Raw genomic sequence first — 22,410 nt, forward strand, 5'->3', positions numbered from 1 at the left:
AGGCGCTATCCGGGAGCGAATTCAGTCGTGAACGACCGGCTTGATCAGCGTCGTCGTGATCGGCACGAAACCGCACGCGCGATACAGCGCGCGCGCCGCCGCGTTGTGGTTGAACACCGAGAGCCCGATCTCGGTCACGCCGTGGCGGCGCGCGTCGTCCTCGAGTGCGTCGAGTGCGCGCGTGGCCCAGCCCTCGCGACGTCGGGACGCGACGATCTCGAGATCGTAGATGAACAAGGTGCGATTCGGCCCCTCGGCGACCAGCGCGTACCAGAGGTCGCCGACGGTGTCGCCGCTGGCGGTGTCGACCAGCGAGACGAGTGTCTGGCCGGGAGTCAGCAGGCCGTCGGGCAGCAGGGTGTCGAAGCAGGCGCGGGCACGGTCGGCCGCGTCTTCGGCGGCGTTTTGCCCGGATGACACGAGATCGCGCGCATAGCCGTCGATGGCGCGCTTGCGGTACGCGTGAAATTCACCGGCCGTCATTGGCCGCATCTGCAGCATGGCCCGGTCGCCGTGGGAGGGATCGAGCTTTCAGTGTAGCGGGACGGTCGCGCCGGCGCACGGGGCGGCGGCGGAAGCGGGCGCTGAACGGCGCGCGCCGGGCTGAATCAGCGACGGTACAGGCAAATCGGCACGAGGTGCGAACGACGCACACGCTCGGCTTCAGCGCGACGGGCAGCGTACGAGTATTCCGCATCGAGCGGCAGGTGCGGCGAAACGAACAAGTCGTCGATCTTTTGCAGCAGCGCGAGGATGAAGCTCATGTGAGACTCCTGACAGATAAGGCTAGGGTTTTCCCTGAGATAAGTGCCATTCTAAGGGTTTTCCCTAGATTCTGCCAGTGCGCTGCATCGGTTTGTCGCACCGCGCTGCCGTGTCGATGCGCCGCGCGACCTTGCGATCCTTGCCGGACGCGGCTTTCCAGACAGGGTCGAAACGATTAGTGCGTGCGACGGGCCCGCTTCGCAGCGGCGGCCTCGCGGGACGCGTTGCGCTGCAGCCGGTCGACCTGGGACAGCAGCACTTCGTGATGCTCCTCGAGCGTCATCAGCGTCGCCTGCTGGGTCGACAGATCGGCCGCCAGACGATCGATCCGCAGTTGCCGGGTGGCAACGTCCTGCTTCAGGTGCGCAATCTGCCGCGTCTGCATCACCAGCGCGACAAGCACGGCCAGCACGACCACGGCCAGTGCGAGCAGCAGCCGGTTGACGCGGCGCATCTCGCGATCGGCCGCGCGCGTCAATCCGGCCACTTCGGTCTGCAGAGCCGTGAGGCGGTCCGACAACGGGCGCAGTTGCGTTTCCGGATCGAAGGCCGGTGCGCCCGCCTGCTCCGCCGAGGGCTTCGTCACGAACGCGGCCGCGGAAGTCACGGGCGGCTGTGCGACCGGCGACGCCGATGCGGCAGCCGGTCGGCCCGCATCGCGCTGGATGGCGCTCGCCGCCGGTGCGACCGGTTGCGGCGCGGCAGGTTGCTCGGCCACCGATGCGGTTTCCGGTGCCGGGCTCGATTCGGTCGATACGGACGCGGCTGCCGGGATCGTCGAAACCGGCCCGGAGCGTGCCGCCGTATCGCGCGGCCGCGTCGTGCGACGCTTTGCGCCCGACGACGATCGGCGCTCCTTCACGTTGTCGGCGGCAGCCCGTGCCGTACCCGACTCGACTGCCGCGGCTTCGTCGATCGGGTCGGCGGCGGCCGCATTATCGGTGTCATCGCCCTTTGTCGCGACATCGGCAGGGTCGAGTGCGCGATCGACGTGCGCCGCCGCGCCGCCATCGACAGCCGGTGCATCACCCGTCGCCGATGCGCTACCGCCCTCGGATGCCGTGCCGTCGGCCGCACGTACTTCAACCGCCGCCACGGACGCCGCATCGCTCACACGCGCATCGGCGGCCTTCGCCGCGATTTCCGCGCCTGCGTGCGCATCGCTCGACGTCGCTGCCATTCCGTCGACTAGCGACGCGCTGCCGACCGTCGCAGCCTCATCGTGCCCGGACGCCGACACATCGCCGGGCGCCGCAGCGTGCTCCGTATCGGCAACATTCGAATCCGCAACACCGCCGACTTCCACGCGCTTCCCCGAAGTTGCCGCTTCAGCCGCCTCAAACCCGTCGAGCGTCGCCTGCCGGCCGGCAGCGGCATCATCGGCAGCACGACTCGCTTCCGCCGAAGCCTGCGCAACCGCATCGTCGCGCACCGCGCCCGACACACGTTCGCCCGGCTCGAGCACCGGATCGCCGAACAGGTCGAGCGTCTGCTCCACAGGCGCCGGATCGCCGCCCGGCGCGCGCGCGGCCTTCACAGCCGTCTTCGCGGCCGCATCCCCTGCGGCGGCGGCCGAGCGCGGCCGGGAGCGGGCCGACGAACGGTTGCTGGAACGGGAACGAGGCGCGGTAACGGATTCGGTCATGAGATCGGATGGCAAGGCCCGCGGGCGCGGAACCGGACGTCGAACGGAATCGGTGGCCGGCCATTGTCGCATGAGCCGCCGCCTATTCGTCGCCCGACAACCCTCTCCCTTCCTCGAAGCGCGTGACGCCGCGCAACGCGCGCAGCTTGTCGCAGATCGCGCGATATTCGAGATCCGACACCCGCGCGAGCGCGATGCGCACCTCGTCGTGCTCGCCCGTGTCGTCGGCGCGCTGCACGACGAATTGCTTTACGCGCGCGCTGTCGGGGCCGAGCGCCGCATGCAGCGAGTCGAACGTCAGCGTGCCGCTCACGACCGTCAGCGCAAGCTGGCGCCGCTGCCGCACCGTGAAGTAGCGCCGTTCGAGCGGCTTGATGCCGGCCAGGATGATCAGGATGATGATCGTCGCCGAAATCGACGCGACATAAAGCCCGCCGCCCACCGCGAGGCCGATCGCGGCCACCGACCACAGGCTCGCGGCCGTCGTCAGCCCGCGCACGATCTCGCCGCGCAGCAGGATCGAGCCCGCGCCGAGGAAGCCGATCCCCGACACGACCTGCGCGGCGATCCGCGACGGATCGAGCACGATGTGGTCGCTGCCGAGCACGTCGGCGAAACCGAACGCCGACACGATCATGATCAGCGCCGAGCCGACGCACACGAGCATGTGCGTGCGCAGCCCGGCCGCCCACGACAGGCGCTCGCGCTCGAAACCGATGACGCTGCCGAGCGCCGCCGCGAGAATGAGCCGCATCACGAGTTCCAGATTGCTGAGCATCCGATTTATCTCCTTTTTTGTGGTGCCGGCCGCGCGGAATGTTTTATCCTTGGGCCCGGCTGCGCCGATCCGGGCCGCGCCGACACGTTCGATCCAAGCGCTCAACCCCGTCATGTCCGTCTCCGACTCCGCTTCCGCCCAGGCCGCCCAATTGCGCCACCATTTCGCGCACGTCGTCTTGCCGATCTGGCGGGGTTCAGGGTTCGACCGCGCATTGCAACTGCCGTTCGAAGCCGTCGATCCGGCCACCCACGCACCGCTGCCGGTAACGCGCTATCGCGCGATGGCGTGCGCGCGGCAGTTGTTCGTATTCGCGCAAGCCGGCGCCGCGGCGCATGCGGCCACGCTGTTCGACTCGCTGCGCGATCGTTTCCGCGATACGCGCCATGGCGGCTGGATCTACAGCGTCGATGCGCAGGGCGCGCCGCTCGACACGACCAAGGATCTCTATACGCACGCGTTCGTCGTGTTCGCCTGCGCCGCGTGGCATGCGGCATCGGGCGAACCGGCCGCGCGCACGATCGCCGAGGAAACCGCCGCGCTGATCCAGGACCGCTTCGCGCCGGCACCGGGCGACGCGCTGCTCGATGCGGCCCGTCACGCCGATTTCTCGTCGTCGGGCAGCGGCGCGCTGCAGAATCCGCTGATGCATCTGACCGAAGCGTGGCTCGCGGCCGCCGACGCGTTCGGCGACCCGGCATTCGACGACGCGCTCGCGCGCACCGCGCAGGCCGTCGAGCGCACCTTCGTCGACACGGCGACCGGCTGCGTCGCCGAGCTGCCGCTCGGCACCGCCGGCAACCGCTTCGAGCCCGGCCACCAGTTCGAATGGTTCTATCTGGTCGACGCGGCCGGCGCGCGGCTCGCGCACACGGCACTCGCCGACGCGCTCGCGCGCGCATTCGAATTCGCGGAACGACACGGCGTCGATGCGCAGACGGGCGGCGTCTGCGCGGCACTCGACGCGCAGGGCGCATGCATCGACGGCACGCAGCGAATCTGGGCCCAGACCGAATATCTGCGCGCGCTCGCGACGCACGGCGGCACGCCGGCCTCCGCGCCGCTCGCGACGCAGATCGAGCGCTTCGCCGCGCGCTTCCTGCATCCGCGCGGCTGGTTCGAATGCAAGACCGCCGACGGGCAGGTGTCGCGCGCCGACATGCCGTCGACGACGCCCTACCACCTCGCGACCGCCTACGCGGCGCTGCCGGCCGGCGCCTGAGCGCCTGCCGGGAAACGACGCCGCCGCCGCGGGGCACGCGCGCCGCACATCGAACAGGCACGCGGTTCGCTCATCCGGCAGCGGCGGCGCCGAAATACACACGATTCCCGCCTTCCGCGCAAAAGTCGCGCCGCATCGCGCGCGCGATGCGGACGAATTTCCTTGCTTATCCGCAGCCCCCTTCCTAGAGTTCAGCGCAAGCGGCCACTCATTGCGAGGGAAGTCGATGACCGACATCGTGGACCACGCGCGCGGCGCATTGCGCGCGCAACCGTTCAGCATGCTGCTGGGCACGGAGCTGATGCATATCGGCGACAACGAAGTGTCGCTGTGTCTGCCCGTGCGCGAAGAACTGCGGCAGCAGCACGGGTTCGTGCACGGCGGCGTCATCAGCTATCTCGCCGACAACGCGCTGACGTTCGCCGGCGCGCTCGCGCTCGGCCCGCGCGTGATCACCGCCGAATACAAGATCAACTATCTGCGGCCGGCCGTGAACGGCACGCTCGTCGCACGCGCGAAGCTCGTCTATGCGGGCCGCAACCACGCGACCTGCCAGTGTCACGTGTTCGTCATCGACGGCGATCACGAGCGGCTCGTCGCGATCGCGCAAGGGACGATCAACCGCGTCGGCGACGGCAAGATGCCGGGCGCGCCGGAGGAAACGGCCTGAGCGCAGCGGCCTGACGCCGCGCCGAGGCCGGAACCGGTGCGTTCGGTCACGCCGTCCCGCCGTCTTCCGTCAGCGGCAGAAAACGCGGCGCCATGCGCGCGCGCACGTTCCCGTTCGCATCGGTTCGATAAATCCCGCGCGCCGCGTTGTGCGGATGCGCTGCCGCTTCGGCCACGCTCAGCACCGGCGCGAAGCACGCATCGCTGCCTTCGAGCAGCGCACGCCAGTGCGCGGCAGGCTGTTGCGCGAACACCTCGGCGAAACGCGCCTTCAGCGCCGGCCAGCGCGCGCGGTCGTACTGCGACGCCGGATCGACGTCGGTCAGCCCGAGCCGTTCGATCAGCAGCGCGTAAAACGGCGGCTCGAGCGCGCCGATCGTCACGCATGCGCCGTCGGCGCAGCGATATACGTCGTAGAACGGCGCGTCGTGAAACAGGCTCGGCTGCGCGCCGTCGAGCTGGCCGTTCGCGCGCGCCCACAGCGCGAGCGTGCCGAGCATCGACACGATGTCGACGATCGCGCCGTCGACCACGCGCCCCGGTCCGCCGCCGCGCACGTCGAACAGCGCGCAGACCATCCCGAACGCGAGCCCGAGCGCGCCGCCCGCGTCGCCGACCACGGTCGGCGGCAGGCCGGGCCGGCCGTCGCGCGGCCCGGACAGCGACAGCAGCCCGGTCAGCGCGACGTAGTTCAGGTCGTGGCCGGCCGCCGCCGCGAGCGGTCCGTGCTGACCCCAGCCCGTCATCCGGCCGTATACGAGCGTCGGGTTGCGGCGTGCACACGCGTCGGGCCCGAGGCCGAGCCGCTCCATCACGCCGGGCCGCAGCCCCTCGATCAGCGCGTCGGCCTGTGCGATCAGCGCAAGCGCCGCGTCGCGGCCGTCCGACGCCTTCAGGTCGAGTTCGACGATGGTCTTGCCGTCGCGCAGCAGGTCGCCGTCGCGCGGCCGCAGCGCATCGGGCGCGCTCGTGCGGCCGGACGGGCGCGCGATCAGCGTGACGCGCGCGCCCATCCCGGCCAGCATCCAGCCCGCGAGCGGGCCGGGGCCGAGACCTTCGAATTCGACGATGTGGACGCCTGCAAGCGGCGCGTTCAGTGACATATCGGCCTCGCGGGAATACCGCCGGACAGGATTGGCGGATGTTTCGATTCTAGGTGAATGCGTGCTGGCTGCTTGCTACCGGCGCTCCGCCCGCCGCCTCAGCCACGACGCACTGCGTCGCTTCCTGCACGGCTGACCGAAGCGACGCGGGCGGCCGAAGCCGCCCGCGTCCTCGCCCATGCAACCGGCAACGATCAGAACGCATCCCCCGGCACGCGCACCCAGCCTTCCATCAGCACACGCGCGCTGCGGCTCATGATCGCCTTCGTGACGGTCCACTCGCCGTTCTCCTGCTTCGCCTCCGCGCCGACGCGCAGCGTGCCCGACGGATGCCCGAAGCGCACCGCGTTGCGTTCGCCGCCGCCCGCCGCGAGATTGACGAGCGTGCCCGGAATCGCCGCGGCCGTGCCGATCGCGACCGCCGCCGTGCCCATCATCGCGTGGTGCAGCTTGCCCATCGACATCGCGCGCACCAGCAGGTCGACGTCGCCCGCGTTCACGCGCTTGCCGCTCGACGCGACATAGTCGGCCGGCTTCGCGACGAACGCGATCTTCGGCGTGTGCTGCCGCGTCGCGATCTCGTCGAGCGTGTCGATCAGGCCCATGCGCAGCGCGCCGTGCGCGCGGATCGTCTCGAACTTCTCGAGCGCCTTCGCGTCGCCGTTGATCGCGTCCTGCAGTTCCGTGCCCGTATAGCCGATCGCTTCCGCATCGACGAAGATCGTCGGAATCCCCGCGTTGATCATCGTCGCCTTCAGCGTGCCGACGCCCGGCACCGCGAGATCGTCGACCAGGTTGCCGGTCGGGAACATCGCGCCGCCCGCGCCCTCTTCCTCGGCGGCCGGGTCCATGAACTCGAGCTGCACTTCGGCAGCCGGGAACGTGACGCCGTCCAGTTCGAAATCGCCGGTCTCCTGCACCGCGCCGTTCGTGATCGGCACGTGCGCCACGATCGTCTTGCCGATGTTCGCCTGCCAGATCCGCACGGTCGCGACGCCGTCGCGCGGCACGCGCGCGGGATCGACGAGGCCGCCGCTGATCGCGAACGGGCCGACCGCCGCCGACAGGTTTCCGCAGTTGCCGCTCCAGTCGACGAACGCCTTGTCGATCGACACCTGCCCGAACAGGTAGTCGACGTCGTGGCCGGCGCGCGTGCTCTTCGACACGATCACCGTCTTGCTGGTCGACGACGTCGCGCCGCCCATCCCGTCGATCTGCTTGCCGTACGGATCGGGGCTGCCGATCACGCGCAGCAGCAGCGCGTCGCGCGCGGCGCCCGGCGCCTGCGCGGCCTCGGGCAGGTCCTGAAGCCGGAAGAACACGCCCTTGCTGGTGCCGCCGCGGATGTAGGTCGCGGGAATCCTGATTTGAGGAATATGAGCCATGTTCGTGTATCCCTTGTTGATCGAAGCCGGCGCGTCAGCGCCTTACGCTGCCGGATGCTTCGCACTCCGATGCCATGCGAAGCAAAATGACGCGGGCCTGTTCACGCGACGCCGCCGGAACAGACCCTTCGCTCCACGCGCCGCCGCGGCGCATGAAGCCGCCGCGCAGGCGATGCCACCGCATCGCCCGCCCGGCGCCCTGCCGCATCACGCGGCCTGCGACGACTCGAGGAAGTCCTGCGCGAAGCGCTGCAGCACGCCGCCCGCGTCGTAGATCGACACTTCCTCGGCCGTATCGAGCCGGCACGTGACGGGCACCTCGACGCGCTCGCCGTTGCGGCGATGAATCACGAGCGTCAGGTCGGCGCGCGGCGTGCGCTCGCCGATCACGTCGAAGGTCTCGGTGCCGTCGATGCCGAGCGTCGTCCGGTTCGTGCCGGGCTTGAACTCGAGCGGCAGCACGCCCATCCCGATCAGGTTCGTGCGGTGGATCCGCTCGAAGCCTTCGGCGACGATCGCCTCGACGCCCGCGAGTCGCACGCCCTTGGCCGCCCAGTCCCGCGACGAGCCCTGGCCGTAGTCGGCCCCGGCGACGACGATCAGCGGCTGCTTGCGATTCATGTACGTCTCGATCGCTTCCCACATCCGCATGACCTTGCCGTCCGGCTCCACGCGCGCGAGCGAGCCCTTCTTCACCGCGCCGTCGACCACCGCCATCTCGTTGACGAGCGTCGGGTTCGCGAAGGTCGCGCGCTGCGCGGTCAGGTGGTCTCCCCGGTGCGTCGCGTACGAGTTGAAGTCTTCTTCCGGCAGGCCCATCTTCGCGAGGTATTCGCCGGCGGCGCTGTTCGCCATGATCGCGTTCGACGGCGACAGATGGTCGGTCGTGATGTTGTCGCCGAGCACCGCGAGCGGACGCATGCCCTTCAGCGTGCGCTCGCCGGCCAGCGCGCCTTCCCAGTACGGCGGACGGCGGATATACGTGCTCTGCGGCCGCCAGTCGTAGAGCGGCGCCGCGCGCTCGCCCGCATCGGCCACGCGCGCGAACATCGGCTCGTAGACGGTGCGGAACTGCTCGGGCTTCACGCTCGACGCGACGATCGCATCGATTTCCTCGTCGGTCGGCCAGATGTCCTTCAGCGTGACGGGCTTGCCGTCCCGGTCGTGGCCGAGCACGTCCTTCTCGATGTCGAAGCGGATCGTGCCGGCAATCGCATAAGCGACGACGAGCGGCGGCGACGCGAGGAACGCCTGCTTCGCATACGGATGGATGCGGCCGTCGAAGTTGCGGTTGCCGGACAGCACGGCCGTCGCATACAGGTCGCGATCGACGATCTCCTGCTGGATCTTCGGATCGAGCGCGCCCGACATCCCGTTGCAGGTCGTGCACGCGAACGCGACGATGCCGAAGCCGAGCTTTTCGAGTTCGGGCAGCAGGTTCGCTTCCTTCAGGTACAGCTCGACCGCCTTCGAGCCCGGCGCGAGCGAGCTCTTCACCCACGGCTTGCGCACGAGGCCGCGCGCGTTCGCGTTGCGCGCGAGCAGGCCGGCCGCGATCACGTTGCGCGGGTTGCTGGTGTTCGTGCAGCTCGTGATCGCCGCGATGATCACCGCGCCGTCGGGCATCTCGCCCGCCTTTTCTTCCCACTGGCCGGCGATCCCGCGCGCGGCGAGATCGGACGTCGGCAACCGCTTGTGCGGATTCGACGGGCCGGCCATGTTGCGCACCACGCTCGACAGGTCGAACGTCAGCGTGCGCTCGTATTGCGCGTCATCCAGCGTGTCGGCCCACAGGCCGGCCGCCTTCGCGTAGGTCTCGACGAGCTTCACCTGTTCGTCGCTGCGGCCCGTCAGGCGCAGGTAGTCGGTGGTCTGGCCGTCGATGAAGAACATCGCGGCGGTCGCGCCGTATTCGGGCGCCATGTTCGAGATCGTCGCGCGATCGCCGAGCGTCAGGCTCGCCGCGCCTTCGCCGCGGAATTCCAGATACGCGCCGACCACCTTTTCCTTGCGCAGGAACTCGGTCAGCGCGAGCACGATGTCGGTCGCGGTGATGCCGGGCTGGCGCTTGCCGGTCAGCTCGACGCCGACGATGTCCGGCAGCCGCATCCACGACGCGCGGCCGAGCATCACGTTCTCCGCCTCCAGCCCGCCGACGCCGATCGCGATCACGCCGAGCGCATCGACGTGCGGCGTGTGGCTGTCGGTGCCGACGCAGGTGTCCGGATACGCGACGCCGTCCTGCACCTGGATCACCGGCGACATCTTCTCCAGGTTGATCTGGTGCATGATGCCGTTGCCCGGCGGGATCACGTCGACGTTCTCGAACGACTGCTTGGTCCACTCGATGAAGTGGAAGCGATCCTCGTTGCGGCGATCCTCGATCGCGCGGTTCTTCGCGAACGCGTCCGGATCGAAGCCGCCGCATTCGACCGCCAGCGAGTGGTCGACGATCAGTTGCACCGGCACGACCGGGTTCACCTTGGCCGGGTCGCCGCCGCGCTCGGCGATCGCATCGCGCAGCCCGGCGAGGTCGACGAGCGCGGTCTGGCCGAGGATGTCGTGACATACCACGCGCGCCGGGAACCACGGAAAGTCGCGCTCGCGCTTGCGCTCGATGATCTGCTTCAGCGAATCGGCAAGGATCGCCGGATCGCAGCGGCGCACGAGGTTCTCGGCGAGCACGCGCGACGTGTACGGCAGCGTGTCGTAGGCGCCGGGCGCGATCGCCTCGACCGCGGCGCGCGTGTCGAAGTAGTCCAGCGACGTGCCGGGCAGGGGTTTGCGGTAGGCGGTATTCATCATGTGGGGGGAAATCGAAGTATGGCGTGCGGCGCACACCGGCCGCCCGCGGAACGGACGCCGGTGCGCGCGGCTGGCGTATCAGCGCTTCTCGATCGGCACGAACTGCAGATCGTCCGGGCCCGTGTAGTTCGCGCTCGGGCGGATGATCTTGTTGTCGACGCGCTGCTCGATGATGTGCGCGGCCCAGCCGGACGTGCGCGAGATCACGAACAGCGGCGTGAACATCGCGGTCGGCACGCCCATCATGTGGTACGACACCGCGCTGAACCAGTCGAGGTTCGGGAACATCTTCTTCGCGTCCCACATCACCGATTCGAGGCGCTCGGCGATGTCGTACAGCTTCAGGTCGCCCGCTTCCTTCGACAGCTTGTGCGCGACGCCCTTGATCACCTTGTTGCGCGGATCGGAGATCGTGTAGACCGGGTGACCGAAGCCGATCACGACTTCCTTGTTCTCGACACGGCGGCGGATGTCGGCTTCCGCTTCGTCCGGCGAGCGGTAGCGGCTCTGGATCTCGTACGCGACCTCGTTCGCGCCGCCGTGCTTCGGCCCGCGCAGCGCGCCGATCGCGCCGGTGATCGCCGAGTAGATGTCCGAGCCCGTGCCTGCGATCACGCGGCCCGTGAACGTCGATGCGTTGAACTCGTGCTCCGCGTACAGGATCAGCGACGTGTGCATCGCGTCGACCCACGACTTCGACGGCGTCTTGCCGTGCAGCAGGTGCAGGAAGTGACCGCCGATCGAGTCGTCGTCGGTTTCCGTTTCGATGCGCTTGCCGTTATGCGAGAAGTGATACCAGTACAGCAGCATCGAGCCGAGCGACGCCATCAGGCGGTCGGCGATGTCGCGCGCGCCCGGCAGGTTGTGGTCGTCCTTCTCCGGCAGCACGGTGCCGAGCACCGACACACCGGTGCGCATCACGTCCATCGGGTGCGCGGACGCCGGGATCTGCTCGAGCGCGGCCTTCAGCGCGCTCGGCAGGCCGCGCAGGCCGCGCAGCTTCGCCTTGTACGCGGCCAGCTCGGTCAGGTTCGGCAGCGTCTCGTGGACGAGCAGGTGCGCGATTTCCTCGAACTCGCACGATTCGGCGACGTCGAGAATGTCGTAGCCGCGATAGTGCAGGTCGTTGCCGGTCTTGCCGACCGTGCAGAGCGCCGTGTTGCCGGCCGTCACGCCCGACAGCGCCACCGACTTCTTCGGCTTGAATGCGCCTGCGGCGGCCGGTGCTGCTGCGTCTTTCGTCTCGCTCATGTTTCGGTTCTCCAGATGCGGGGATGCGGATTCGTATGTCGGGGCGCGCGGCTTACTTCTTGCCCTGCGCGAACAGCTCGTCGAGCTTGCGCTCGTATTCGTGGTAGCCGAGGAAGTCGTACAGCTCGGCGCGGGTCTGCATCGTCGGCACGGCCGCCTTCTGCGTACCGTCGCGGCGCACCGTCTCGTAGAAATTCAGCGCGGCCTTGTTCATCGCGCGATATGCGCCGCAGCAGTACAGCGCGATGTCGACGTTCGCCTCGCGCAGCTCGTCGAGCGTGAACATCGGCGTCGAACCGAACTCGGTCAGGTTCGCGAGAATCGGCACCTTCACGGCCGCCTTGAAGCGGCGGTAGTCGTCGAGCGTCTTCATCGCTTCCGGGAAGATCATGTCCGCGCCCGCCTCGACATAGGCCACCGCGCGCTCGATCGCCGCGTCGATCCCTTCGGCCGCGGCCGCGTCGGTGCGCGCCATGATCACGAACTGGTCGTCGGTGCGCGCGTCGACCGCAGCCTTCACGCGATCGACCATTTCCTCGGTCGGCACGACTTCCTTGCCCGGACGATGGCCGCAGCGCTTCTGGCCGACCTGGTCCTCCATGTGCACGGCGGCGACGCCGGCCTTGATGAACGAGCGGACCGTGCGCGCGATGTTGAACGCGCCGCCCCAGCCGGTATCGATGTCGACCAGCAGCGGCAGGTCGGTCGCGTTGGTGATCCGGTTCGCGTCGATCAGCACGTCTTCCATCGTGCTGATGCCGAGATCGGGGATGCCGAGCGAATTCGCGGCGACGCCGCCGCCCGACAGGTACACGGCCTTGAAGCCGGTGGCCTGCGCCATCTTGGCCGCGTACGCGGTGATCGCGCCGACGACCTGCAGCGGCTGCTCCGCCGCGACTGCCGCGCGGAATTTCGCGCCGGCGCTCTGAAGATGCGTGTTGCTCATGAACGGCCTCCTGAAGGAATGCCTTTTAACAGCAAGGACCGGGCCAGCTTGCATCGCGCGGCTAACCCGCTGATTTTTAAGCAAACGGCCGATGCGCGATCGTGCCCGCTTGTTTCAAATTGGAAATTTCGTGTTCCAAAAATGAAATGCGGCGCGCATAATCGGCTGCATGGACCTCTCCTCGATCAAGCCCGTCGGCGCCGCCGACCGCACGGTGCGTCCGCGCATCTGGGCGATGGGCATCAGCCGCCTGCGCGACCTGTTTCGCGAGATCGCCGGCGAATTCGACGAACGCGCCGACGTGCGCATCGTGTCGCGCGCGTATGAGGATGCGCTGAGCGCGATTGCCGAGGCCGGCGCGACGCGCCCCGACGTGATCGTCGCGGCCGGCTCGAACGGCGGCTTCCTGAAGACGCGCGCGCAGGTGCCGGTCGTGGTCGTGTCGCCGACCGGCTTCGACGTGATGCAGGCGCTCGCGCGCGCGCGGCGCGACGCGACGCGGATCGCGCTCGTCAGCGCCGGCGAAACGCCGCCCGAAGTGCGCCGCTTCGTCGCCGCGTACGGCCTCGACGTGCAGTTTGCGTCATATCAGTCCGCGCAGGAAGCGGAAGCGTGCGTGCACGACCTGCGCGACCGCGGCATCGAGACGATCGTCGGCCCCGGCCTCGTCACCGATCTCGCGGCCAGCGCCGGGATGGGCGCGGTGTTCCTGTATTCGCACACGTCGGTGCGCAAGGCCGTCGATACCGCGCTCGAGGTCGCGTACGCGACGCATGCCGAGGCGTTCCGCCGCCAGCGGCTCGACAACCTGCTCCAGCATCTGCGCGACGGCGTGGTCGCGCTCGACGCGCAGGGCCGCGTCGAGGCGATCAACGAACGCCTCGCGTCGGCGCTCGGCGTCGAGCCCGCGGCGGCCGTCGGCCGCGCGCTGGTCGACCTGCGGCCCGAGCTGCGCACGCTGCGCGGCGAGGACGGCGATGCGCTCGCGACCGTGCGCGGGATCCGCTACGTCGTGCATCGCGGGCCGCTCGTCGATCGCGGCGTCACGTCGGGCAGCGTGCTGACGTTCCAGGAATCGCGCGCGGTCGAACGGCTCGACCGTGCGCTGCGTTCGCAGCCGGGCACGCAGCAGTTCGCCGCGCGCTATGCGCTCGACGACGTGGTCGGCGCGTCCGCGCCGATGACGCGCGTGCGCGACCTCGTGCGCCGCTACGCGAAATCGGATGCGACCGTGCTGGTGCTCGGCGAAAGCGGCACCGGCAAGGAAATGATCGCGCAGAGCCTGCACGGGCTGTCCGCGCGGCGCGGCTATCCGTTCGTCGCGGTCAATTGCGGCGCGTTTCCGGAAGCGCTGCTCGAGAGCGAACTGTTCGGCTACGAAGAAGGCGCGTTCACCGGTGCGCGGCGCGGCGGCAAGACCGGCCTGTTCGAGGCCGCGCACCGCGGCACGCTGTTTCTCGACGAGATCGGCGAGATGCCGCCGTCGCTGCAGAGCCGGCTGCTGCGCGTGCTGCAGGAGCGCGAGGTGATCCGCCTCGGCTCGACCGAGCCGATCCGCATCGACGTGCGCGTGATCGCCGCGACGCACCATCCGCTGCTCGCGGCCGTCGAGGCCGGCACGTTCCGCGCCGATCTCTATTACCGGCTCAACATCCTGAACATCGGCCTGCCGCCGCTGCGCGAACGCGCGGCCGATCTCCCCGCGCTCGCGGCCACGCTGCTCGTGCAGGCCGCGCGGCGCGAGCCGCGTCTGGCGGAGCGTCTGCGCGACACCGACGACGCCGCGCGCGTGCTTGGCGCGACGCAGGCGACGCTCGCGCGCTACCGGTGGCCCGGCAACGTGCGGGAACTGCAGAACGTGATCGAGCGGATTGCGGTGGAACTGGCCGAGGAAGCCGACGAAAGCGATCCGGCCGCCGCGTGCGCCGCGCTCGCGCCCGACGCGCTGCAGACGATCGCGCCCGAGCTGTTCGCGCTGCCGGCCGACGCCGCCGACGCCGCCGACGCCGCCGAAGCCGACGATGCGCAGACGCTGCACGCGCGCCGGCGCCGCGCGGAGGCCGACGAGATCCGCGCGGTGCTCGACGCGTGCGGCGGCGACCGCGACCGCGCGTGCGCGATGCTCGGCATCAGCAAGACGACGCTGTGGCGGAAGCTGTCGGCGAAATAGCGTCGACGCGCGCGGAAGCTTCGCGCAGGCGCGTCAGTCCGCCTTGTGATAGTGGCGATAGGCCTTCGCGCGATTGCCGCACGACGACATCGAGCACCAGCGACGGCTGCCGTTCTTGCTGTCGTCGATGAACAGCCACTGGCACGCGTCGTTCGCGCAGCGCTTGACCTTCGCGAGCCGCGCGCCGCCGAGCAGGTCGGTCGCCGACCACAGCACCGGGCTCAGCAGCCCGGCAAGCGTCGCGTTGCGCGCGTCGATCCGCCACGCATAGCCGCCGTCGACCCGCGCCAGCGCGACGCGCGGCGACGCTTCCCCGAGAAATCCGCCGAGCAGCGCGAGATCGTCGGGATGCGGCTCGCGCTGCTCCGCCTGCGCGTGAAACAGCCGATACAGCGCCTCGCGCAATGCGAGCGCGCGCGCCAGCAGCACCGACCCGAGTTCTTCATCCGCGCTGCGCGCGCGGCACGCTTCGGCCAGCCACGCCGGCACGCCGGCGCGCTCGCGGCACCAGGCCAGCAGGTCGTCGACCGATCCGAACGTTTCCGTCGGCGTGGCGGTGCCTCGCCAGTACAGCGTGTTCGCGAAATCGATGCTCAGGGTTTCGGGCGGCGTCGGAATCAGGCTGTCCGGCGCCGCCCCGGCGCGGGTTTCGTTCATGTCGGGGATCGTACTAACCACCATGCAGGTTGACAAGCGCCGGATCGCTTTCTAGCATAACCAGCATGGTGGTTAAAAACAGTTTGCCGCACCGACGTTCCCCTTCAGTCCAAGGAGCCAGCAGATGATCGATCACCTTTCCTTCGGCGTCGCGCATATCGGGCGCAGCCGCGCGTTCTACGACAGCACGCTCGGCGCGCTCGGCTACAAGCGGCTGTACAGCGACGACAGATCCCTCGGCTACGGCACCGAAGAACCGTCGCTGTGGCTCACGCAGGTGGCGCGGCCGGTCGTCGCCGATGCCGAATCGGGGCTGCACGTCTCGTTCAAGGCCAGTTCGCCGGTCGAAGTCGATGCGTTCTACCGGGCCGCGCTCGAGCACGGCGGGCAGGACAACGGCGGGCCCGGCAAACGCGAGCACTACGGCCCCGGCTATTACGCGGCATTCGTCGTCGATCCCGACGGGTATCGGCTGGAAGCGCACTGCGAACTCGACAACCTCGTGTGACCTGGGCGCGACCGGGCGTCGCGCGGGGTCGCGCCCGGCGGCGGCGAATCATCGGCGCACAAACTGCAAGAGCCCGATTCCACGTGACGCGGAATCGGGCTCTTGTCTTTCGGGTCCGCGCTGCGTGGCGGCGGGAGCACGGCGAGACCGGTTGCGCCCGCAACCGGTTGCGCGTCGCACCGGCGCTTACTGCGCGCCGCGCGTGTGCTGCAGTTGCTCGCCGAGGCCTTCGATGCCGAGGCGCACCGTCTGGCCGGCCTTCAGGAACACCGGCGCCGGCTTGATGCCCATCCCGACGCCCGGCGGCGTGCCGGTCGTGATTACGTCGCCCGGCTGCAGGCTCATGCAGCGCGACAGATACGCGATCAGTTGCGCGACGGTGAACACCATCGTGCGCGTGTTGCCGTTCTGATAGCGATGGCCGTCGACGTCGAGCCACAAATCGAGACGCTGCGGATCGGGCACCTCGTCGCGCGTGACGAGCCACGGGCCGATCGGGCCGAACGTGTCGAAGCCCTTGCCCTTGTCCCACTGGCCGCCGCGCTCGATCTGCCACTCGCGTTCGGACACGTCGTTGACGACGCAGTAGCCGGCGACATAGTCGAGTGCGCGTGCCTCGTCGACGTCCTTGCACGGCGCGCCGATCACGACGCCGAGCTCGACTTCCCAGTCCGTCTTGACCGATCCCTTCGGGATGTCGATGCCGTCGTTCGGGCCGCAGATCGAACTCGTCCATTTGCCGAACACGACCGGCTCCTTCGGCACCGGCATGCCGGCTTCGGCCGCGTGATCGGCATAGTTCAGACCGATGCCGATAAATTTGCCGACGCGCCCGACGCATGCGCCGATACGCGGCTCGCCCGGCACCAGCGGCAGCGTCGCCGGATCGATCGCGCGCAGCCGCGCAAGACCCTCGTCCGACAATACGTCGCCGGCCAGATCCGGCACCTGTGCGGACAAGTCGCGAATCCGTCCGTCCGCGTCGAGAATGCCGGGCTTTTCCTGGCCGGGCGGGCCATAGCGAAGCAGTTTCATCGTGCTCAACCTCTGTAGTCGAATGTGACAGGATACCGGCCGGCGCGGCGGACCGCAGCCGCGCGGCCGGACTGATCGTCGATCGTCGATGGCGCCCGCCGGCACTGCATCCGGCTTGCCGCTCGACGCGCAAGATTCGCGCGGGCGCAGCGATCGCGGCGCCGCACGACAGTGCGGCGCGCGTCGGTCGGGCGGCCGCCGGTCTGCGCATCGGCGACGACGGCGCGCACGCCGCGCCACGCTCCCGCCTGCAACGGCCGGCCTCCGTGCGCGGCCGCGCCGTCGCTGGCCCGCGACTCTTTTTACCATCGGCCGCGCGCCGTGAAATGACGCACGACGCATACCGACTATTGGGGCATCCGGACATAACGGTGAAGCGGCCGGACAGCGCGTCTGCGGCTCACTTTTCACCTTGTCGCATCTTCGACATGCGGAATAACGGATATTCGGGCCGACCCTGTCATCGGGATCGACCCCTGATCCGTTCTTGTCCGGTAACGATCGGTAAAAAGACGCGGCATTGCACACTGCTGGTTTGTTGTTAAGCTCGAACGAATTGCGTTCATTGCCTTCGAGCCGTGGGTGCTGCAGTTCGTCGCGTACGTCGCCACCGATCGATGGTAATTCTCGAACCTCATACCAATATCAATGCAAACGACCAACGACCTGCTTCCCGGTAGCGACGCACGGGAATCGATGGGAACAATCGATCGCTATCGCGCGCCCGCGCTCGACAAGGGGCTCGACATTCTCGAGCTGCTGTCGGAACAGAAGGAAGGACTCACCCGTACCGAAATCACGAAGGAACTCGGCCGCAACGCGAGCGAAATCTACCGGATGCTCGAACGCCTGGTTGCGCGCCGCTACGTGATGCGCTCGCCCGGCGGCGACCGCTATACGCTCAGCCTCAAGCTGTTCACGCTCGCACACCGCCATCCACCGATGAACCGGCTGATCGCCGAAGCGCTGCCGCCGATGCAGCGCTTCGCCGACGCCGCCGAGCAATCGTGCCACCTGACCGTCTACGATCGCGGCAGCCTGCTCGTGATCGCGCAGGTCGACGGGCCCGGCTCGTGGGGCGTGTCGGTCCGGATCGGCGCGCGCGTCGGGCTCGCCGACACGGCGTCGGGGCGCATGATGCTGTCGTTCCAGAGCGCCGAGCAGCGCGCGCACATGCTGGCCGAGCATCGCAAGGTCAAGGGCGAAGCGGCGCTGAACGAGCAGGAACTCGCGCATGCGTGCCAGTCGATCCGGCAGACCGGTTTCCTGCGCCAGGACAGCCGGCAGGCGTACGGCGTCACCGATCTGAGCGTGCCGCTGCTCGGGCCGTCCGGGCATGCGATCGCGGTGCTGACCTGCCCGTACATGCGCCGTATCGACGCGCACGCGGCGCCGTCCATCGATGCGGTCGTCGAGCGCTTGCGCGATACGGCCGGCCATCTGTCGATGTACCGCGCCGAGGCCTGCTGACGCGGCCGTACACGACGCGCCCGCCGGAGCCGGGCGCGACCACGCGAAGCTGCGTCCGGCACCGGCGTATCGCCCGTTCGACGCGCGGCGCCGGATCGTCGCAACCGCGCGCGGCTACGCACGGGCGCGCTACGCTAGAATGACGGCCCTCTCAAAAACTACGGCGGCCCGCGGTTGCGGCCGCCGTATCCGATGGATGTCATGGCCAAACTTCTGAACGATCAAGAATTCCAGCGTTTCTCCGAACTTCAGCAGAAGCAGGCAAGCTTCACGATCACGCCCGAAGAAGCGGACGAACTGCGCGATATCGTCGCGCGCGCGCAGAAAAAGCGTGACGATCGTGCCGCCGCGATGCGGGCGATCGAGGACTACATCGAGCAGTTCGACATCACGCCCGACGAGCTGTTCTCGCCCGAGCAGATCGGCGACGCGGCCCGCACCTACGGGCTCATCACGGCAACCAAGAAGGAACGCACGCTGCCGCCGTCGATCACGTTCAACGGCAAGCCGTACCAGTGGACCAAGACGCTGCCGGACGACGTGCGCGGCGCGCTGTTCGACGCGTTCACGTCCGGCGAGTCGGTCAAACGCTTCATCGCGATGCCGAAGGACACCGCGCGCTGTGCGTTGACGATCGCCCGCCTCGAGCGCGAAACGGGCGCAGTCTATGCCGATGCGCATCTCGACGAACTCGCGATTTCGCGCGACCAGGTGAACGACGCGGCAGCAAAACTCGCTGCCTGAACCCCGCCGCGGGCACGGTTCGTGCCGGGCCCGCGGCGCGCAAAACGCCGGCCACGCCGGCGCCCGCGCTTGCGGGATGCGGACGCCCGCACACTCCCGCAAACACTCACCTTCGCGTTTAGTGAGTGCTCACCTTTGCTCCCGTAAAAGCTCACCGAACGATCCCGGAGACACTCACCGAAGTCTTCCCGGATGTCCTCACCGGCGCCTCCCGCAGACACTCACCGGTGTATCCCGAACAGTCTCACCACGCCCTCCCGCAGGCCCTCACCGACGTGTCCCGGAAAGGCTCACCGGCGGTTCCCGAAGAGGCTCACCGGGCGTTCCCGTATTGGCTCACCTTCGGGCTCCCGTAAGCGCTCACTCGCCGCTCCCGAAAAATCTCACCTTTCCGGTCGCTGCGCGGTATTTCGGTATGGCAGCGGTGGGATGCGATCGCGAACACGCATCGACGGGCTGCGAAACGCGGGCCGAACGTGCACGGCGACCGGCGCAGCCGGAAACCGGTGACTAGCCAATAGCGCCGTATATCCGCGCGACCTGCTCTACGGCTGCAACTTCATCCTGAAGCCGACGACGCCCGGCTCCTCCGTCGCCGACACCTCGAACCCGCACGACTTCGCCAGCGAGATCATCGGCGCGTTCTCGCGCAGCGCCTCGCCGACCATCCATGCGGTGCCGCGCGAGCGCGCGTAGTCGATGATGCGCGTCATCATCAGCCGGCCGAGCCCCTTGCCCTTCTGGTCCGGCCGCACGGCGATCGCGAATTCCGCGGTCTCGTTGTCGGGATCGGAAACCGCACGCGCGACCGCGAGCGTGTGCGACCGGCCCGATGCATCGGTCACCTCGACGATGAAGGCCATTTCGCGGTCGTAGTCGATCTGCGTCATGCGCGCGACCTGCGAATGATCGAAGCTGCGCACCGCGCCGAAGAAGCGCATGCGCAGGTCCTCCGGCGTCATCGCCGCGAGCAGTTCGTTGTGTGCGGCCTCGTCTTCCGGGCGGATCGGACGAATCGTCACCGTCTCGCCGCGCCAGTCGAGCGTCTGTTCGAGATGACGCGGATACGGCATGATCGCGAGCCGGCTGCGCCCCGCGGCGAGCGTGATGCGCGGCGCGATCAGCCGCGCGCGGTCGGGCAACACGCGCAGCGTGACCGACATCGCGACGACCTCGCGCACGTCGCACACGACCTGCGACAACGCGGTCAGCGCATCGAGCGTCGGCTCGACCGGCGCACGGCGCGCATAGGGCGAGCGCGCCATCACCGCACGCGCGAGCACCGTATTCATCGGCGGCAAGCCGTAGACGACGAACGGCGCCGAGACGCCGTCCGCCGACGGCACCGCATAACGAAACACCGGACCGAAATTCGAATCGTCGTACATGTCGACCGTCACGTCGACGATCCTCGCGCCCGCCTGCTCGTCGGCCGTCGCGCCGTGCAGACCGAAATGGGACAGCCATTGCAGCGCGGCGTCGCCGGCGAGTTCGTGCTGCCCGGCTTCGAGCATCCGGCGCGCGTCGGCCTGCGCGGATGCGACGCATGCGGCCGGCTGCGGCGGCGTGCCCTCCGGCGTCTGCATCAGCAGTTGCCGCCCGAGGTTGTAGTCGACCAGACGCGCATAGGCGCGCGCAAGCCGCTGCGGCGTCGTATGCACCGGAATGCCGTTCGCGTGCAGCGCATCGCGCGTCGCCGCATCGACCGCGCCGAAGAAACACGCGAGGATTCCGCGATGCGCATGCTGCCGCGCGTCGATCAGCGTGCGTGCAACCCGTTCGGCCGGCGCGCTGTGCGAAGTCGAATGCACGACGAACAACGTGCCCGTCTGCGGGAACGGCGCCAGCGCCTTGATCGCCGCGGCGAAATGCTCGGGGCGCGCATCGTCGCCGAGCGTCAGCGGATTGCCGGGTGCCTCGAGATGCGGCAACGCGGCCGACACGGCAGCCGTTGCGGCCGGCGGCCACGCGGACAGCACGTCGCGCACTTCGGCGACGGCATCGACAGCGAGTTTCGCAACGCCCGCATCGCTCGTCACGAGCGTCGCCGCGCCGCGCGCCGCGACGCGGCCGACGCCGAGCGTCTCGATCTCGTCGAGCAGATCGTCGAGCGCATCGACGCGCACCATCCCCGCACGCTGGAACGCCGCCGTATAGAGCGCATCGCCGGGATCCGCGCGCCCGGTGCGCAACGCGAGCACCGGCTTGTTACGCGCCGCCGCGCGCGCGGCCGACATGAACTTGCGCGCGGCGCGCACCGAATCGAGTTCGAGCAGGATCGCGCGCGTGCCGGGATCGCTCGCCAGATAGTCGATCACATCGCCCGCATCGACGTCGGCCTCGCTGCCGAGTGCGACGACGTGCGAAAAGCCGAGCCCGCGCGCGCCGGCCCAGCCGAGCACCGCGTTCGTCAGCGCATTCGATTGCGATACCCACGCGACGCCGCCCGAGCGTGCCGTATACGCCGGTGCGCCGAAATGCGCGTGACGCGCAGGCGACAACACGCCGAGGCTGCCCGGCCCGACGATACGGAGCACGAACGGCTTCGCGGCCTTGAGCGTGCGATCGAGCGCGGCGCGATCGGCATCGGTGCGCGCCTCGCCGACGATGATCGCGACACGCGTGCCGAGTTCGCCGAGCTTGCGCACGATGCCGGCCCATGTCGCCGGCCGCGTGCAGATCACGGCAACCGACGGCGGCGCGGGCAGCCGGTCGACGTCGGCCACCACGGTATGTCCGTTCAGCTCGCGGTGCTTCGGATTGACGGGCCAGACGGGCCCCTGGAACGCACCGTCGAGCACGCGCGACCACACCATCGCGCCGATGCTGCCTTCACGCGACGACGCACCGACGACCGCAACGGACCTGGGCTGGAACAACGCATCGAGATGGCGAACGGTCACATCGGCTCCACACGGTTATGAAAGACGATCCGGCCGACACGCGACCATGGGGGCCGCGCGCCGGGCGACGCGAACTCCAAGCATAGGCGAACGGCCTGCGGCTGCCTATATGCCGAACGGCCAGCTATTCGGCGGCCGTCAACACCCGCATCATTCCCGGGCCATCCATGCACGACGCGAGCACGACGATCCGCGCCGTGCAAACCAAAGGTGAGGATTTACAGGAGCAATGGTGAGAATGTTCGGGACCGGCGTGCAACGACACGCCAATCGGCAAGCGGTGATGAAAACTTTCGCCGCGCATGCACCGCGAAATTCGCCGATGCGAATGCGCGGGCCATACGCAATTGCAGG

General features: G+C 68.9%; 18 protein-coding genes. 6 read left to right on the forward strand and 12 right to left on the reverse strand.

The features are described from left to right. Positions 1-21: 21 nt before the first annotated feature. From BST28156_RS15635 to BST28156_RS15650, 4 genes are all read right to left on the reverse strand, one after another. On the reverse strand, positions 22-501 hold the full coding sequence (locus tag BST28156_RS15635) for a GNAT family N-acetyltransferase (RefSeq protein WP_174902658.1): 480 nt from the start codon (positions 499-501) through the stop codon (positions 22-24). A gap of 107 nt (positions 502-608) precedes the next feature. Further along, the gene (locus BST28156_RS15640; protein WP_174902659.1) at positions 609-764 is read right to left on the reverse strand and encodes a hypothetical protein; all 156 of its coding nucleotides are present in this window, start codon (positions 762-764) and stop codon (positions 609-611) included. Positions 765-940: 176 nt separating this feature from the next. Further along, entirely contained in the window at positions 941-2,302 is a 1,362-nt protein-coding gene (locus BST28156_RS15645; RefSeq protein ID WP_367651230.1) for a flagellar hook-length control protein FliK, read from the reverse strand. A gap of 190 nt (positions 2,303-2,492) precedes the next feature. Continuing rightward, positions 2,493-3,188 carry an MgtC/SapB family protein gene (locus BST28156_RS15650; RefSeq protein ID WP_174902661.1) on the reverse strand — a complete coding sequence of 232 codons (696 nt, stop codon included), beginning with the start codon at positions 3,186-3,188 and terminating at the stop codon, positions 2,493-2,495. A gap of 112 nt (positions 3,189-3,300) precedes the next feature. On the opposite strand from BST28156_RS15650, the gene BST28156_RS15655 reads away from it, so the two are divergent. Beyond that, the gene (locus BST28156_RS15655; RefSeq protein WP_174902662.1) at positions 3,301-4,410 is read left to right on the forward strand and encodes an AGE family epimerase/isomerase; all 1,110 of its coding nucleotides are present in this window, start codon (positions 3,301-3,303) and stop codon (positions 4,408-4,410) included. Between the two features lie 226 nt (positions 4,411-4,636). After that, complete coding sequence (locus BST28156_RS15660; RefSeq protein WP_009688685.1) at positions 4,637-5,080, forward strand: PaaI family thioesterase; 444 nt, start codon at positions 4,637-4,639, stop codon at positions 5,078-5,080. Positions 5,081-5,126: 46 nt separating this feature from the next. Here the strand turns inward: BST28156_RS15660 and BST28156_RS15665 are convergent, their stop codons facing one another. The 5 genes from BST28156_RS15665 to prpB all read right to left on the reverse strand — a co-directional run bounded on the left by BST28156_RS15665 (position 5,127) and on the right by prpB (position 12,569). Continuing rightward, complete coding sequence (locus BST28156_RS15665; protein ID WP_174902663.1) at positions 5,127-6,182, reverse strand: CaiB/BaiF CoA transferase family protein; 1,056 nt, start codon at positions 6,180-6,182, stop codon at positions 5,127-5,129. A 194-nt stretch (positions 6,183-6,376) separates the two neighbouring features. Continuing rightward, positions 6,377-7,567 (reverse strand): 2-methylaconitate cis-trans isomerase PrpF, encoded by a 1,191-nt coding sequence (gene prpF, locus BST28156_RS15670; RefSeq protein ID WP_174902664.1) that lies wholly within the window; start codon positions 7,565-7,567, stop codon positions 6,377-6,379. 207 nt (positions 7,568-7,774) lie between these two features. After that, positions 7,775-10,372 carry a Fe/S-dependent 2-methylisocitrate dehydratase AcnD gene (acnD, locus tag BST28156_RS15675; protein ID WP_437341290.1) on the reverse strand — a complete coding sequence of 866 codons (2,598 nt, stop codon included), beginning with the start codon at positions 10,370-10,372 and terminating at the stop codon, positions 7,775-7,777. Positions 10,373-10,450: 78 nt separating this feature from the next. Beyond that, on the reverse strand, positions 10,451-11,623 hold the full coding sequence (gene prpC, locus BST28156_RS15680; RefSeq protein ID WP_009688027.1) for a bifunctional 2-methylcitrate synthase/citrate synthase: 1,173 nt from the start codon (positions 11,621-11,623) through the stop codon (positions 10,451-10,453). 52 nt (positions 11,624-11,675) lie between these two features. Further along, positions 11,676-12,569 (reverse strand): methylisocitrate lyase, encoded by an 894-nt coding sequence (gene prpB / locus BST28156_RS15685; protein ID WP_009688026.1) that lies wholly within the window; start codon positions 12,567-12,569, stop codon positions 11,676-11,678. Positions 12,570-12,738: 169 nt separating this feature from the next. On the opposite strand from prpB, the gene prpR reads away from it, so the two are divergent. Further along, on the forward strand, positions 12,739-14,739 hold the full coding sequence (prpR, locus tag BST28156_RS15690) for a propionate catabolism operon regulatory protein PrpR (RefSeq protein WP_174902665.1): 2,001 nt from the start codon (positions 12,739-12,741) through the stop codon (positions 14,737-14,739). Between the two features lie 33 nt (positions 14,740-14,772). Here prpR and BST28156_RS15695 read toward each other — a convergent pair whose 3' ends face one another. Continuing rightward, a complete protein-coding gene (locus BST28156_RS15695) occupies positions 14,773-15,420 on the reverse strand; it encodes a CGNR zinc finger domain-containing protein (protein ID WP_437341291.1) in 648 nt (215 codons plus the stop codon). Positions 15,421-15,520: 100 nt separating this feature from the next. Between BST28156_RS15695 and BST28156_RS15700 the strand changes: the two genes are divergently transcribed. Then, positions 15,521-15,904, forward strand: coding sequence for a VOC family protein (locus BST28156_RS15700; protein ID WP_174902667.1), 384 nt, complete (start codon positions 15,521-15,523; stop codon positions 15,902-15,904). A gap of 186 nt (positions 15,905-16,090) precedes the next feature. Here BST28156_RS15700 and BST28156_RS15705 read toward each other — a convergent pair whose 3' ends face one another. Continuing rightward, complete coding sequence (locus tag BST28156_RS15705) at positions 16,091-16,939, reverse strand: ureidoglycolate lyase (protein ID WP_060240569.1); 849 nt, start codon at positions 16,937-16,939, stop codon at positions 16,091-16,093. Between the two features lie 648 nt (positions 16,940-17,587). Here BST28156_RS15705 and BST28156_RS15710 point away from each other — a divergent pair. Both BST28156_RS15710 and BST28156_RS15715 read left to right on the forward strand, forming a co-directional pair. Then, a complete protein-coding gene (locus tag BST28156_RS15710) occupies positions 17,588-18,409 on the forward strand; it encodes an IclR family transcriptional regulator (RefSeq protein ID WP_174902668.1) in 822 nt (273 codons plus the stop codon). 192 nt (positions 18,410-18,601) lie between these two features. Further along, positions 18,602-19,153 carry a hypothetical protein gene (locus tag BST28156_RS15715; RefSeq protein ID WP_060240567.1) on the forward strand — a complete coding sequence of 184 codons (552 nt, stop codon included), beginning with the start codon at positions 18,602-18,604 and terminating at the stop codon, positions 19,151-19,153. Positions 19,154-19,698: 545 nt separating this feature from the next. Here BST28156_RS15715 and BST28156_RS15720 read toward each other — a convergent pair. Continuing rightward, entirely contained in the window at positions 19,699-22,056 is a 2,358-nt protein-coding gene (locus tag BST28156_RS15720) for a bifunctional acetate--CoA ligase family protein/GNAT family N-acetyltransferase (protein ID WP_174902669.1), read from the reverse strand. Between the last annotated feature and the right edge of the window lie 354 nt (positions 22,057-22,410).

The sequence above is a fragment of the Burkholderia pseudomultivorans genome, assembly GCF_902499075.1.
In the GTDB taxonomy this organism is placed as follows: Bacteria; Pseudomonadota; Gammaproteobacteria; order Burkholderiales; family Burkholderiaceae; genus Burkholderia; species Burkholderia pseudomultivorans.